The organism is Massilia brevitalea (genome assembly GCF_030711405.1).
Lineage (GTDB): Bacteria > Pseudomonadota > Gammaproteobacteria > Burkholderiales > Burkholderiaceae_D > Telluria > Telluria brevitalea.
Map to the genome: position 1 here is coordinate 181,674 of NZ_JAULSI010000004.1, position 14,327 is coordinate 196,000.

A 14,327-nucleotide genomic window follows, 5' to 3' on the forward strand; every position below is an offset into this window, starting at 1 on the left:
CGTACAGCTGCGCTTCTCGGCCAGGACTTCTTCCGCTCGCTACGGTTTCTCAAGCTCCTTGTAATTCAACACCCTCAGTTTCAGGAGACACGCTGTGCCCCGCACTTACCAGAACCCGGTCTACCCCGACACCATGGCCGACCCCTTCGTCCTGAAACACGAGGGCTTCTACTACGCCTACGGCACCGCACCCGGTGGCGCCGACGGACGCCAGATTCCCGTGCTGCGCTCAGCCGACCTGGTCGACTGGGAGCCGCTTGGCCATGCGCTGGAGCCGACCGGCGCCGCGCACTACTGGGCGCCCGAGGTGGCCTTCCATGAGGGCCGCTTCTACATGTACTACTCGTCGGGTTCCGCCGACGAGGGCACCGACCAGAAGCTGCGCGTGGCCGTGGCGGACGATCCGGCCGGGCCGTTCGTCGACACCGGCAAGATCCTGGTGCCGGACCAGGCGTTCTCGATCGACGCCCATCCTTATCGCCACAGCGACGGCGAATGGTACCTGTTCTACTGCGTCGACTTCCTGCACGTGGCGGACGACCACCGGGTCGGCACCGGCATCGTGGTCGATCGTTTGATTGACATGGAAACCCTGGCCGGCGAGCCGCAGATGGTGGTGCGCCCGCACCAGGACTGGCACATCTTCCGCAAGGACCGCACGATGTACGGCAGCGTGTACGACTGGCACACGGTGGAGGGTGCGTCGGTGCAGGAGCACAAGGGACAGCTGTACTGCTTCTACAGCGGCGGCGCGTGGGAAAAGGACAACTATGGTGTCAGCTATGTCGTGGCCGAGCATCCGCTCGGGCCGTGGCACCGGCCCGAAGGTGGGGAAGAAGCGCTGCTGATGCGCAGCGTGCCGGGCGCGGTGATCGGGCCGGGGCATAATTCCTTCACTACCTCACCCGACGGCAGCGAGACCTGGATCGTGTACCACGCCTGGGATGTGGCGCAGACCACGCGCCGCATGTGCATCGACCGTCTCGATTGGAACGATGCGCGTCCCCTGACTGCAGGGCCCAGCCACGGACCACAAGAGGCGCCAGCGGTGTAAGCCACGGCACGCGATAACAAAGCCTGCTGACACCAGCATAGCGGCACTCGCCCATGAAAAAAGCCCGCGCGAACGCGGGCTCCAAGGAACTGCAAGAGACAATCAGAACTTGTAGCGCAGCCCCGCCAGGTACTCGCGCCCCGTCACGTTGTTCACCACCACGCTGTTACGCGCGCGGCTGATGAACTGGTCGTTTGGCTCGTTGGTCAGGTTCACGCCTTCCAGGGTGAATTCCAGCTTGTCGTTCCATTTGTAGGTCAGCGACAAATCGACGTTGAAGGTGCCGTTCTTGCCCTCGACGTCGTTGTTGTTCTGGCCCGGCACGCGGGTCAGGAAGCCGGAACGCTTGGCGCCGGACACGCGCGCGCTGAACTTGCCGTCGTCGTAGTACAAGGTCGCGTTCCACGACTTCGGCGACAAATTCAGCAAGTCGTCGACGATGCGGTCGCTGCTGGTCGGCGAAATCGCGTACTCGATGGTCGAGCTGACCTTGGTGTAGTTCAGCACCGTGCCGAAGTTCTTGCCCCAGCCGGGCAGGAAGGTGAACGGCTGCTGGTAGTTCAGCTCGAAGCCTTTCAGCTTGCCGCCGTCGGTGTTGATCGGCGCCGTCACTGCGAACACTTCCTCGCCGGTGAAGTTCGACGGCAGCAGGTTCAGCGGCAGGCCGGTCTCGCGGAATGCCACGTTGGTGCGCAGCGACTGGATGTAGGTGTCGATGTTCTTCTGGAACAAACCCAGGCCGACAAAGGCGTTCTTGCCGAAGTAGTACTCGAAGCTGGAATCGAAGGTCTTGGCGCGGAAGGGTTTCAGCAACGGGTTGCCGGTGTTGATGGTCAGCGTGCCCGTGGTCGAAATGGTGCCGCCTGGCGACAGGAAGCCCAGCTGCGGACGCGTCATCACCTTCGCCGTGCCGAAGCGCACGATGAAGTTGTCGGTCAGGTTGGCCGCGATGTTCAGCGAAGGCAGGGTGTCCTTGTAGTCGTGGTTCACCTGCACCGCGGTGCCGCCGCCGGCCGTCTGGTAGCCGATCGCTTCGAGTTCGGTCTTCACGTGGCGCACGCCCACGTTCCCGCGCATCGAGATATTCCACAAATCGTATTTGAACTCGCCCATCAGGTAGAAGCCGTCGTCGCGCTCCTTCACCGTGCGGTTGTTGCCACGCGCATTGCCGTTGGTGATCGAGGACAGGGTGAAGTCGCCCGGGCCGCCGGCCGGACCGGCCTTGATGCAGTTGCAGTAGATGTCGTAGGCGGCCGAGATGGCTTTCAGGTTCGGGATCACCCAGCTCGTCACGTTCCCGCCAGGCATATCCAGGCCCTTGCCGAAGCCGGTGATGGTACTCGTCAGGCCGGTGGCGCCCGCCGGCGGCGCGAAGATCGTGTCGTTCTGGTTCACGCGGCGGAACTCGTAGGTGTCCGACTCGTATTTCTTGCGGTTGATGCCGCCCTTGATGGTGAAGCCGTCGACCGCTTCCCAGGCCAGGTCGAACTGGCCGACGTCGTTGACGTTGGTCGCGCCTTGCGGGCGGATGCGGATTTCGCTGGTGGTGGTGTTGGTCACCGTGGTCGGCTGGGTGCCGGTGGCCACCTGCGGCACGCCGATGATGCCGAGCGCGCCATTCGGCGCGGCCGGGTCGAACGGGTAGCCGATGATGGCGGCGCGGTCGTCCTGGCGGAAGTCGAGCGAATAGCCGTTCACGTTCAGCGCGTCGAGCGTGACCGTGGTCTGCACCGGATTGCGGAATTTCGAATTCGCGCGGCCGATCTTCGCACTCATGCTCAGGGTATCGGTGAACTTGTGCTCGAGCGTCAGGGTCGGCTGGGTGAAGGTGGTGGTCAGTTCATCGAAGCGCGACTCGGAGCGGATGTCGACGCCGTTGTACTTGCCGTAGAGCAGGGCGCCGTTCGGTGCGTACTCGGCCTCGACCACGCTGATCTGCGGCTTGCCGCCCTGGCTGGCGCTGCGGCTGAACGAGATCGCTTCCAGGAAGTCTTCCTGGCGCGTGGCGTCGAGCTTCGAATACAGCAGGTCGAAGGTCAGCAGCGTGCCCTTCTGCGGGCGCCACTGGGCCGAGGCGGTCAGGCCCAGGCGGTCCTGGTCGTGGGTCAGGCGGCCGTAGCGCGGCAGGCGCGGGTGGAAGTTGTTCGGGTTGCTGGCGGCGTTGTAGGCGGCGATATTGGCCGGCGTGTTCGGCAGGCGCGCCACGCCCTGGGCCGCCGGGCCGCAGGTGGTGGCGGTGGAGTTCGATGGATTCGCGGTCACGCCCTGTGGCGCGCACCAGCCGCCAGAGGAGGGGCCGTTATCCCAGCGCACAGTGGAGAAGCCATCTTCCAGCACGCGCCGTTTGGAAAAGGCTCCCGAGACCAGCACCCCGAACTTGCGGTCGAAGAAGGTGTCCGAGATCATGAAGGCGACGCGCGGGTCGATCTTCTCGGAGCCGTCGTTGTACTTGCCCTTGGCTGCGACGGTGGCATTGAAGCCGCGCAGATCAAAAGGGCGCAGGGTCTGCAAATCGACGGTGGCGCCGAGCGAGCCTTCGTCGACGTCGGCCGAGGAGCTCTTGCGCACCGTGAGCGAGGAGAACAGTTCAGACGCGAACACGTTGAAGTCGAAGCCGCGGCCGCGGTTGGTGCCGCCCGAGCTGTCGGTGCCGCCGGTGGTGGCCAGGCCCTCGATGCCGTTGATGCGCACGCGGGTAAAGTCCTGGCCCAGGCCGCGCACGGTGATGTTGCGGCCTTCGCCGGCATCGCGGTCGATCACCACACCCGGTACGCGCTGCAGCGATTCGGCCAGGTTCGTGTCGGGGAACTTGCCCATGTCTTCGGACTTGATCACATCGACGATGCCGTTGTCCTGGCGCTTGGCGTTCAGTGCGCTTTCCAGGGAGGCGCGCAGGCCGGAGACCTGCACGGTCTGCATTTGCTGGGGCGCTTCGGCCTGGGTGGCGGTTTGCGCCGCGGGCTGCTCTGCCGTCTGGGCATACGCCATACCGATCGACATCGCCGACACGGAAGCCGTGCCGAGCAGGCAGAGGGTGAGTTTGCGCAAGGCTGCACTATGCTGGTTGTTGGTCATGCTGTCTCCATACGTTTTTATTGAGGCAGGTGCCAGGCTGCGCGCCCACCGCTACGGCAATATTAGATTTGGTCAGGCCGGTTTTGGAATTTTAAGGCAATATTTACGATTTTGGTCGGTCCAATGCAAATAAATACATTAATTGGTCTGGCCTGTGTCGGGAGGGGTGTAACGAGGGGTAAGGCGGAGGCGGAGTGCACGGTGCGGCGTGCATGCATGGCGCATACTGTGCGTATGCGCCAATTACAACGGTGGGTTCAAGAACCCACCCTACGGCTTGCGTCCGAGCGTGACCCGCACCGGACTGGCGTCGCGCGCCGCCGTGTCCTGCGTCAGGCGCTCCCATTGTTCGAGCGAGGTGATCTCGCCCGCACGGCTCCAGGCCCCGCCCGCGTAGTAGCGCAACGGCTTGCCGGACGTGGCCTTGGCCAGCACCAGCTCGTTCAGCGCATCCTGGACAAAGCCCTCCGCACCCGGAAGCACCACCGCCGTGCCGAAGGCGTCATTGCTGGCCTGCTGCACCCACTGCAGCAGCACCGCGTCTTCCTTCCTGGTGGCGATCTGCGGATTCTGCCCCTTGTCGCTCGGCGTACGGTTCAGGCCCACGGCCACCATGATCGGCTCGGCGCCGGCATACACAAACGTGCTGTCGATGCGGTCGAGGTAATGCCCCGCATCCACCGTGAAGCGCTTGATTTCGGAAACCTGCTTGCCGCCTGCGTCCCATCCCGCGTAGTGCAACTCGAACACCGCGCGCACCGGACCGTTCGCCAGCACCTTCCACGACGCGTAGTTCACGCCCGTGTATAACTGCTTGCCGTCCCAGACGCCGGTGCCGCCGGCGCCGCGCGACTTGCCGACGTTGTACATGTCCATGCCTTCGCCTTCGTCATGGTGGTAGTGGTCGTGGCCCTTGTTGTACCAGCGGTCGACGATCGGATAGTCGACGCGCTTGAACCACAAGTCCAGGCCGCTGGTGACCAGCACTTCCTTCTTCACGTCCGGCGGACTCGGTGCGGCCAGCGCCGGGCCGTAGGTGCGGTGCGCTACCTTGTCGTTCTCCCAGGCGAAGTCGTCGAGCCGCTCCGGCACGTAGCGCGCAAAGGCCTTTACCGGGAACGCCGGCGCCACCGTGTCGATCTTCTCGACCGTGAAGGCGGCGCGCTTTTCTCCCGGCGCAAAGCTGTGCTGGAACAGCAGCTCGCCATACGCGATGCCGACGTTCTTCGGGTCCTTGGCCAGCGGCGCCACGTTCGTCACCTGGTAGGGCAGCACCCGGCCCTGCGCATCCTTCACCGCGATCTTCTGGATCAGGGCGCCGGGCAGCACGGCATTCACGTCGCTCCACGGGATCGAGATGGTTTCGGACGGGCGGGCGATCGCCAGGTCGTGCTCGACGGTGATGGCCAGGCGCTCGGCGGCATGGGCCGACAGTGCCGGAATTGCAGCAGCCACGAGGGCGGCAACTAGGGATCGTGTCAATCTGGCCTCCTCAATGATGTTCGCGGTAGTCGGTGGCCCCGCCCTTGGGCAGGTAGTGGTAGGTGCGCACCTTGTGCTGGACCTCGAAGGCGGGATTGCTCACCAGCTTGATGATCTCGGCGCCGGCCAGCAGTGCCGGGCCATAGCCGTGCAGGGCGTCGGCGCTGGTCGGGCGGTGGTAGTAATAGACCATGTCGCTCGCCAGCGTGGTGCCGACGCAGGTGCCTTCGACCTGGCCTTGCGCGGTAATGCGGGTCGACAGCCCGGCCCAGCCGGCCTGCGCGATCGAGCCGTAGGTGGTGGCCGGAATCCAGCCCTGGTTCACCGCGTGGGCGATCACATAGGTGAAGATGGCGCTGGCCGAGGTTTCGAGGTAGGAGTCGTTGCGGTCGATCATCTGGTGCCACAGGCCGCTGCCCGACTGCAGCTCGGCGATGCCTTTAATGGACGCGCGCAGCTGGGCCTGCACTTTCGGGTAGCCCGGATGGTCCTTCGGCAGCACGTCGAGCAGGTCGGACATCGCCAGCACCGCCCAGCCATTCGCGCGCGCCCAGTAGAAGCGCGGCGCGTCCGGGTGGTTCGCGTGCCAGCCGTGGGTGTACAGGCCCAGCTGCGGATTGAACATGCGGCTCGACATGCCGATCACATTGTTCACGGCGTCGTCGAAGTGCTGGCGCTTGCCGGTCAGGCGGCCCATCTCGGCCAGCGCCGGGATGCTCATGTACATGTCGTCGGCCCACAGCGACACTTCCTGCGGACGCTTGCGCGCCATGGTGCCGTCTTCGAGCCGGAACTGTTTATTGGCGACCCAATCGCTGCAGGTGTCGATCATGGGCTTCAGGTCCGGGCCGACCTTGGCCAGGCGCGCGCGGATCAGGGCGGCGCACATCGAGCCGGCGTCGTCGAGCGAGCGCGGGTCGAGGAAGCGCGAGAAGCTGTTGCCGCGCTCAAGGTGGAAGGCTTGTTCCTGCGCGCGGAAGTAGGGCAGCGTCTGGGAGAAGAACTGGAAGTGGCGCCCGCTCATCGCCGTGAAGCCGGCGTCGCCGGTGACCTCGGCCGCTTTCAGCAGGCCCGAATGCACCACGCCCATCTCGTACACCTGGATGCCGTAGTCGCCGGCGCTGGGCTGGAAGATGGCGTCGCGGTTCGGCTTCGACAAATCCGTGATCGGCGCGCCGCTGCGCTTGTCGACGATGCGGGTGGGCGTGGCATTGTCCATGAAGGCGCGGATTGCCTTCAGCTGCGCCGTCACCTCGCTTACCACCGGCTTCTTGTAAGGGACTGGATAGGTGCCTTCGCCCGGGTCTTTCAGGTTCTTGTTGTCGGGATTGCGGTAGGGGCCGTCGGCCAGGGCAGGGCTGCAGGCGAGTGCGCAGCCGAGGAAAGCGGCAGCGGATGCTGCCAGCAGGGTCTTCTTCATGTGTCTCCAGTCCTCTATCGTTTTTTCAATGCGGGGAACTGCTTATTTGGTCAGGCCATTCTAATTTGGTCAGGCCAAAATCGCAAGGTGGACTAGCCACCTTTCAGGTTTGTATGGCATACTGCGTTCGAACCTCCCAACCAGGCATCACATCAGGCATCACACCAGGTAATGCACAAGGCGACGCATATGAGCACCCAAGTTCCACGCACCATCCGCATGCAGGCCAGCGACAACGTCGCCATCGTCGTCAACGACGGCGGCCTGCCGGCGGGTACCGTCTTCCCGGACGGGCTGACCCTGGTCGAAGGCGTTCCGCAAGGGCACAAGGTGGCCTTGCAGGACCTGGCGGACGGCGAGCCAGTGGTCCGCTACGGCGTGGTCATCGGCTATGCGAACGGCGCCATCGCCCGCGGCAGCTGGGTCTCGGAACGCGTGCTGACCATGCCCGCGGCGCGCTCGCTCGACGACCTGCCGATCGGTACCCGCGCCCTGCGCGAGGTCGAGCCGCTGGCAGGCTACACCTTCCAGGGCTACCGCAACAAGGACGGCTCGGTCGGCACGCGCAACATGATGGCGATCACCAGCACCGTGCAGTGCGTGTCGGGCGTGATCGACTACGCCGTCAAGCGCATCCGAGAGGAACTGCTGCCGCGCTACCCGAACGTCGAGGATGTGGTCGCGCTCGAACACGTGTACGGCTGCGGCGTGGCCATCGATGCGCCCGGCGCCGAGATCCCGATCAAGACCATCCGCAACCTCTCGCGCAACCCGAACTTCGGCGACAGCGTGATGGTGGTCAGCCTGGGCTGCGAAAAGCTGCCGCCGGCGCGCCTGTTTCCGGCCGGCGCGATCCCGATCGGGAATGCGGAGCCATCGGTCGTCACGCTGCAGGACGCGCAGCACGTCGGCTTCATGTCGATGATCGATTCGCTGATGCAGACTGCCGAAAAACACCTGCAGGAACTGAACGCGCGCCAGCGCGTGACCTGCCCGGCATCCGACCTGGTGGTCGGCGTGCAGTGCGGCGGCAGCGACGCGTTTAGCGGCGTGACGGCGAACCCCGCCGTCGGTTACGCCACCGACTTGCTGGTGCGCGCCGGCGCCGCCGTGATGTTCTCCGAAGTGACGGAAGTACGCGACGGCATCGACCAGCTGACGGCGCGCGCCGCCACGCCGGAAGTGGCCGCGGCCATGGTGCGCGAGATGCAGTGGTACGACGATTACCTGGTGCGCGGCGGCGTCGACCGCAGCGCCAACACCACGCCCGGCAACAAGAAGGGCGGTTTGTCGAACATCGTGGAAAAGGCCATGGGCTCGATCGTCAAGTCAGGCACGACGGCGATCACCGGCGTCCTGTCGCCGGGCGAGAAGCTGCAGCAAAAAGGGCTGATCTATGCCGCTACTCCGGCCAGCGATTTCATTTGCGGCACGCTGCAGATGGCGGCCGGCATGAACGTGCACATCTTCACCACCGGCCGCGGCACGCCGTATGGCCTGGCCGCCGTCCCGGTGATCAAGGTGGCCACGCGCACCGAGCTGGCGAACCGCTGGCACGATTTGATGGACGTGAACGCCGGGCGCATCGCCAGCGGCGAAGCGAGCATCGAGGACGTGGGCTTCGAGCTGTTCCAGCTGATCCTGGACGTGGCAAGCGGGCGCAAGACCTGGGCCGAACACTGGAAACTGCATAATGCGCTGGCGCTGTTCAATCCGGCGCCGGTGACCTGAACAAAAATAGGAGACGTCATGACCCAATCCGCACAGGGAAAACCCTTCAAACGCATCCTGCTGACCGGCGCCGCCGGCGGCCTCGGTAAAGTGCTGCGCGACCGCATCAAGCCCTGGACCGAGGTGGTGCGCCTGTCCGACATCGCCGATTTGGGCGAAGCGCGCGAAGGCGAAGAGCTGGTCCAGTGCGACCTGGCCGACAAGGACGCGGTACTGAAATTGCTCGACGGCGTGGACGCGGTGCTGCACTTCGGCGGCATCTCCACCGAAAAGGCCTTCGAGCCGATCATGCAGGCGAATATCCTGGGCGTGGCGAACCTGTACGAGGCGCTGCACAAGGCCGGCACGCGCCGCGTGATCTTCGCCAGCTCGAACCACGCCATCGGTTACCACCCGGTGACCACGGTGCTGGACGCGAATTCGCCGACCCGCCCGGACAGCTACTACGGCCTGTCGAAGGTGTTCGGCGAGCAGATGTCGCGCTACTACTACGACCGCTTCGGCATCGAGACCGTGTGCATCCGCATCGGCTCCAGCTTCCCCGAGCCGGCCAACAAGCGCATGATGAGCACCTGGTTCTCGTACGACGATCTGACCGAGCTGCTGCGCTGCGCGCTGTTTGCGCCACGCGTTGGCCATACCATCGTCTACGGCATGTCGGACAACGACAGCGTCTGGTGGGACAACCGCCTGGCCTCGCACCTGGGCTACAAGGCGAAGGACAGCTCGTCGAAGTTCGCGCACCTGTTCCCGGACACCTCGGCCTTCCCGGCCCAGGACGACGTGACGACGATGTACCAGGGCGGCAAGTTCCTGCTCGACGGTCCGCAATATACCTGACCCGATGCTGCATCGGCTCACGCTGCAGAACGACCGCCTGCTGGCGCAGGTCGTTCCCGACATCGGTGGCGGCCTGGCGCGGCTGGACTGGCTCGGCGGCGCTGGGCCGGTGCCGCTGCTGCGCGCACTACCGGATGACTTTGCGGGCACGCCGCTGCCGGGCCAGTTGGCCTGTTTCCCTTTGCTGCCGTGGTCGAACCGCATGGCCCCTTCAGGCTTCGAGTTCGAGGGCGTGCGCCACGTGCCGGCGCCGAACCGGGCAGGGGAACCGTGCCCGATCCATGGCGATGGCTGGCAGCAGGCCTGGACGCTGGCGGCGCATGACGGCTCCGCGCTGACACTCACGCTCGACCGCACCGACGCCCGGCCGTTTTCGTACAGCGTCACCTTGCGCTATACGCTGGCCGGCGAGTCGCTGATCGTCGAGCTGGCGGTGCGCAATGCGGGAGCGGTTGCCCTGCCGTTCGGGATCGGCTTGCACCCGTGGATGCCCGATCCGCAGGGCGCCTTCCTGCAGGCCGGCGCCACCGGCGTGTGGCGGTCCGGCTCCGACAAGCTGCCCCTGGGCCGTGAGCCGATCCCCGACTACTGGCGCTTCGAGCGCCTGCGTTCGCTGCCCTGGGACGGCGTCGACCACGCCTTCGAGGGCTGGAACGGCGCGGCGCGCATCGCCTGGCCGCGGCGCGGCGTCTCGCTGCAGGTGCAGGCCGACATGGATTACTTCATCCTGTACGTGCCGCCCGGGCGCGACTTCTTCTGCTTCGAGCCGGTCGACCATCCGGTAAATGCGCACAACCTGCCGGGCTATCCTGGCCTGACGGTACTCGCGCCGGGCGCGGTGCTTGAGCGGCGCTGCGTGTTCCGGGGCTCGGCGCTGTGAGGCGCCTGCGCAGTCTTGTTCGTGGCGTTGCAAGTGGCCTGCTGCTGGCCCTGGCCGCGGCGTCCGTCTCCGCCCAAACGCCCTATAACGCCGAGACCACCTACCGCACGCTGGTGCGCGACTATCCTTTCATTCGCATCGCCAGCCTTGAAGCGCCGGCGCCGGTCCAGGTGCGCAAGGACCTGGTCTACGCCCGGCGCGGCGCGCTGGCGCTGGGACTCGACCTCTACTCACCCGGCCCTACCGGGAAGCCGGCGCCGCTGGTGCTGCTGGTACACGGCGGCGGCTGGGGCAACGGCGACCGCACCGAGATGGCGCCGCTGGCCGCACGGCTGGCGGCACGCGGCTATGCGGCGGCCACGGTCAGCTATCGCCTGTCCGGGCAGGCCCTTTATCCGGCCGCCATCGACGACGTGAAGGAAGCGCTGCGCTGGCTGCGCACGCATGCCGGCAGCTTCGGCGTCGATCCGGCGCGTGTGGCCATCGCCGGCGGCTCGGCCGGCGGGCAGATCGCGGCACTGGTCGGGATGACCAGCCTCGATGCGGTGCGCGCCGTGGTGAACATCGACGGCCTGTCCGACTTCACCTCGCCGGAAGCGCTGCGCCATGAAGACGACCCGGCCAAGAAGCCGTCGGCGGCCGGCGCCTGGTTCGGTGGGCGCTATGCGGAGATGCCAGCGCTGTGGCGCGACGCGTCTCCCATCACCCATGCCGGCAAGGGCAGCCCGCCAACCCTGTTCATCGTCAGCGGCGTGCCGCGGTTCTCAGTGGGTCGCGAGGCGATGATCGACAAGCTTGCGCGGCATGGCGTTGTCACCGATACCGTGGCGCTGCCCGGCACACCGCATTCGTTCTGGCTGTTCGATCCCTGGCTGGCGCCGACGGTGGACGCGATGAGCGCCTTTTTCGAGCGCGTGCTGGGCCCGATGCCGGCGCGTGCACCATGGTCGCCGGACCTGGGCGACGGCCGCTACCGCAATCCCATCCTGCACGCCGACTATTCGGACCCGGACGTGATCCGCGTCGGCGACACCTATTACATGGTGTCCTCGAGCTTCGCCAATGCGCCGGGCCTGCCGCTGCTGGCATCGAAGGACATGGTCAACTGGGAGCTGAAGGGCCATGCCCTGCCACGGCTGGTGCCGGAAGCGACTTTCCCCACGCCCCAGCATGGCAAGGGCGTGTGGGCGCCGAGCCTGCGCCACCACGACGGCCGCTTCTGGATCTTCTATCCCGATCCGGACCAGGGCGTGTACGTCACCACCGCCACCAGCTTCGCCGGGCCCTGGACCACGCCGCACCTGCTGTTGCCGGGCAAGGGCATCATCGACCCGGCGCCGCTGTGGGACGACGACGGCAAGGCCTGGCTGATCCACGCCTGGGCCAAGAGCCGCGCCGGCATCAACAACGTGCTGACGCTGCGCCGCATGGCGCCGGACGGCCGCAGCCTGCTCGACCAGGAAGGCCAGATCGTCATCGACGGCAATGCCTTGCCCGGCTACCGCACGCTGGAAGGACCGAAGCTGTACCAGCACGCAGGCTGGTACTACGTGTTCGCGCCGGCGGGCGGTGTCGAGCATGGCTGGCAATCGGTGTTCCGTGCGCGCCGCATCGAGGGGCCGTACGAAGCGCGCATCGTGATGGCCCAGGGCGACACCGGCATCAACGGCCCGCACCAGGGCGCCTGGGTGCGCACGGCGCAGGACAGCGACTGGTTCTTCCATTTCCAGGACCGGCGCGCCTATGGCCGCGTGGTGCACCTGCAGCCGATGCGCTGGCAGGACGGCTGGCCGCTGATCGGCGAACCGTCGGCCACGCCCGGCGTCGGCCAGCCGGTGTGGGAACATGTCAAGCCGGTGGCAGGCAGCTTCCCGCAGCGCGTGCCGGCGGCGAGCGACGAATTCGGTGGCCCGGTCCTCGGTCCGCAATGGCAGTGGGCCGCCAACCCACGGCCTGGCTGGTATGCGCTCGACGCCCGTCGCGGCCACCTGCGCCTGTTTGCCCAACCCGAGGCGCCGGTGCGCGGCCTGGCATCGGTGCTGACCCAGAAATTCCCGGCGCCGGCGTTCACGGTCACGCTTGCTGCTGACCTGCACGCAACGCGCGATGGGGATGCGGTCGGCCTCGGGGTGATGGGCTTGTCGAGCAGCTGGTTCGGCATGCGCCGCGTCGACGGCCAGGCACGCATGGTGAGCGTGCGTTGCGGCGCGGACGGCGCGTGTACCGAGGAGCTGGGCGAGGCGCTGCCGCAGGGCGCGGCCCACCTGCGCATGCACGTGACGCATGGCGCCATGGTGGCGTTCTCGTACAGTGCCGACGGCCTGCGCTACACCCGCCTCGGCTTGCCGTTCGACGCGGCCATGGGGCGCTGGGTCGGCGCGCAGGTCGGCATGTTCGCCACCGGCGCGCCTGGCGCCTGGGCCGACATCGACTACGTCCGGATCACGCCCTGAGCGTGCACGGTTGTCACATGATCGACTGCCATGTATGCTGCTCCGGCGCCCGGTACGGGCATCCTTTACGAGAGAATACATTGAACAAACTGCTTTCCTGCTGCGTCATCGGCGCGACCCTCACCCTGGCGCTGGCCGGCTGCAAGCGCGCCGAGACGCCTGCCTCCACCGAGGCTGCCGCTCCCGCTCCCGCCGTCGCTTTCCAGAAAATCGACACCGTCGCCGGCACCGGCAAGGAAGCCATCAAGGGCGCTACCGCGGTCGTCAACTACACCGGCTGGCTGTACGAGCCGAACGCTCCGCAGCAGCGTGGCGTGCAGTTCGATTCCTCGGTCGGCCGTTCCCCCTTCAGCTTCAACGTCGGCGGCGGCCAGGTCATCACCGGCTGGGACGAAGGCGTGCCCGGCATGAAAGTCGGCGGCAAGCGCACCCTGATCGTCCCGGCCAGCATGGGCTACGGCGAAGGCGGCGCAGGCCCGATCCCGCCGAATGCCACCCTGGTGTTCGAAGTCGAACTGCTCGACGTGCAATAAAACAACGGGGGTCAAGTCTGCCATCTGGACACGGCCTCAGCCTTTGCCGGTGAAACCAGAACCGCACCTTCAATATGGCGCTACCCATGGCGCCTGATAACAACGCCATCGCTTCGGCCTACGATGCGATTGCGGAGCGCTGGCTGGATGGCTGCTTCAGTCCCGACAACGGTGTGCGCCAGCACGAGCAGGCCCTGGCCTTCCTCGCGCCCGCCGCCGATGGCTGGGCCTTGAACGTCGGTTGCGGGTGCAGCACGCGCTTGAATGCTCCCCTGCGCGCGCAGGGCTTGCGCATCGAAGGCGTCGATATTTCCGCGCGCATGATCGCATTGGCGGCACAGGCCGACCCGGACGCCATCCTGCATCATGCGGATTTCTGCAGCTGGCAGCCCGAGCGCCGCTACCAGTTCATATCGGCCTGGGACAGTATCTGGCACGTCGGCCTGGAACAGCAACGGCCGTTGATGCTCAAGCTCATGGTCGCGCTGCAGCCCGGAGGCGTGTTCATATTCAGCGCAGGCGGACTGGATGCGGCCGATGCCCATATCGACTCGACGATGGGACCGCCGGTCTATTACAGCACGCTCGGGATACCAGGCCTGCTCGACGCGGTAAACGAGGGCGGCTGCGTGTGCCGGCATCTCGAATTCGACCAGCTACCTCACAAGCATCTGTTCATGGTGGTGCAACGCAAGGCTGCGTCTACAGCTTCCGACGCTGGTCAGATTTAACACTTCCCCTGCTTCTCTTGTTCAGTTTCCCGGTCTGAAACTGTGATAAGCCTTTGATACCCCGAGAAAATTTATTTGAAGAAAAGTTGAACTAAGGAAGTTTCCTCCCCTCAAAGGTTACGTATTCG

The 14,327-nt window shown here is 65.9% G+C and carries 10 protein-coding genes; 7 read left to right on the plus strand and 3 right to left on the minus strand.

What is annotated here, in order from left to right:
* Positions 1–94 precede the first annotated feature (94 nt).
* A complete protein-coding gene (locus QWL29_RS03870; RefSeq protein ID WP_305821572.1) occupies positions 95–1,054 on the plus strand; it encodes a glycoside hydrolase family 43 protein in 960 nt (319 codons plus the stop codon).
* A gap of 102 nt (positions 1,055–1,156) precedes the next feature.
* Here QWL29_RS03870 and QWL29_RS03875 read toward each other — a convergent pair whose 3' ends face one another.
* The 3 genes from QWL29_RS03875 to QWL29_RS03885 all read right to left on the minus strand — a co-directional run bounded on the left by QWL29_RS03875 (position 1,157) and on the right by QWL29_RS03885 (position 7,031).
* Positions 1,157–4,129, minus strand: a complete 2,973-nt coding sequence (locus QWL29_RS03875) for a TonB-dependent receptor (RefSeq protein ID WP_305821573.1) — start codon at positions 4,127–4,129, stop codon at positions 1,157–1,159.
* A gap of 270 nt (positions 4,130–4,399) precedes the next feature.
* Positions 4,400–5,611 carry a DUF4861 domain-containing protein gene (locus QWL29_RS03880; protein WP_305821574.1) on the minus strand — a complete coding sequence of 404 codons (1,212 nt, stop codon included), beginning with the start codon at positions 5,609–5,611 and terminating at the stop codon, positions 4,400–4,402.
* A 10-nt stretch (positions 5,612–5,621) separates the two neighbouring features.
* Positions 5,622–7,031 carry a glycoside hydrolase family 88/105 protein gene (locus QWL29_RS03885; RefSeq protein ID WP_305821575.1) on the minus strand — a complete coding sequence of 470 codons (1,410 nt, stop codon included), beginning with the start codon at positions 7,029–7,031 and terminating at the stop codon, positions 5,622–5,624.
* Between the two features lie 189 nt (positions 7,032–7,220).
* On the opposite strand from QWL29_RS03885, the gene garD reads away from it, so the two are divergent.
* The 6 genes from garD (at position 7,221) to QWL29_RS03915 (ending at position 14,199) form a co-directional block, all read left to right on the plus strand.
* Positions 7,221–8,762, plus strand: coding sequence for a galactarate dehydratase (garD, locus tag QWL29_RS03890; RefSeq protein WP_305821576.1), 1,542 nt, complete (start codon positions 7,221–7,223; stop codon positions 8,760–8,762).
* Between the two features lie 18 nt (positions 8,763–8,780).
* On the plus strand, positions 8,781–9,602 hold the full coding sequence (locus QWL29_RS03895; protein ID WP_305821577.1) for an NAD-dependent epimerase/dehydratase family protein: 822 nt from the start codon (positions 8,781–8,783) through the stop codon (positions 9,600–9,602).
* A 4-nt stretch (positions 9,603–9,606) separates the two neighbouring features.
* Positions 9,607–10,482, plus strand: a complete 876-nt coding sequence (locus tag QWL29_RS03900) for an aldose 1-epimerase (protein WP_305821578.1) — start codon at positions 9,607–9,609, stop codon at positions 10,480–10,482.
* The gene (locus tag QWL29_RS03905) at positions 10,479–12,935 is read left to right on the plus strand and encodes a family 43 glycosylhydrolase (protein ID WP_305821579.1); all 2,457 of its coding nucleotides are present in this window, start codon (positions 10,479–10,481) and stop codon (positions 12,933–12,935) included. The genes QWL29_RS03900 and QWL29_RS03905 overlap by 4 nt, the downstream gene beginning before the upstream one ends.
* Positions 12,936–13,015: 80 nt before the next feature.
* On the plus strand, positions 13,016–13,468 hold the full coding sequence (locus QWL29_RS03910; RefSeq protein WP_305821580.1) for an FKBP-type peptidyl-prolyl cis-trans isomerase: 453 nt from the start codon (positions 13,016–13,018) through the stop codon (positions 13,466–13,468).
* Positions 13,469–13,554: 86 nt separating this feature from the next.
* The gene (locus QWL29_RS03915; protein WP_305821581.1) at positions 13,555–14,199 is read left to right on the plus strand and encodes a class I SAM-dependent DNA methyltransferase; all 645 of its coding nucleotides are present in this window, start codon (positions 13,555–13,557) and stop codon (positions 14,197–14,199) included.
* The last annotated feature ends 128 nt before the right edge of the window (positions 14,200–14,327 follow it).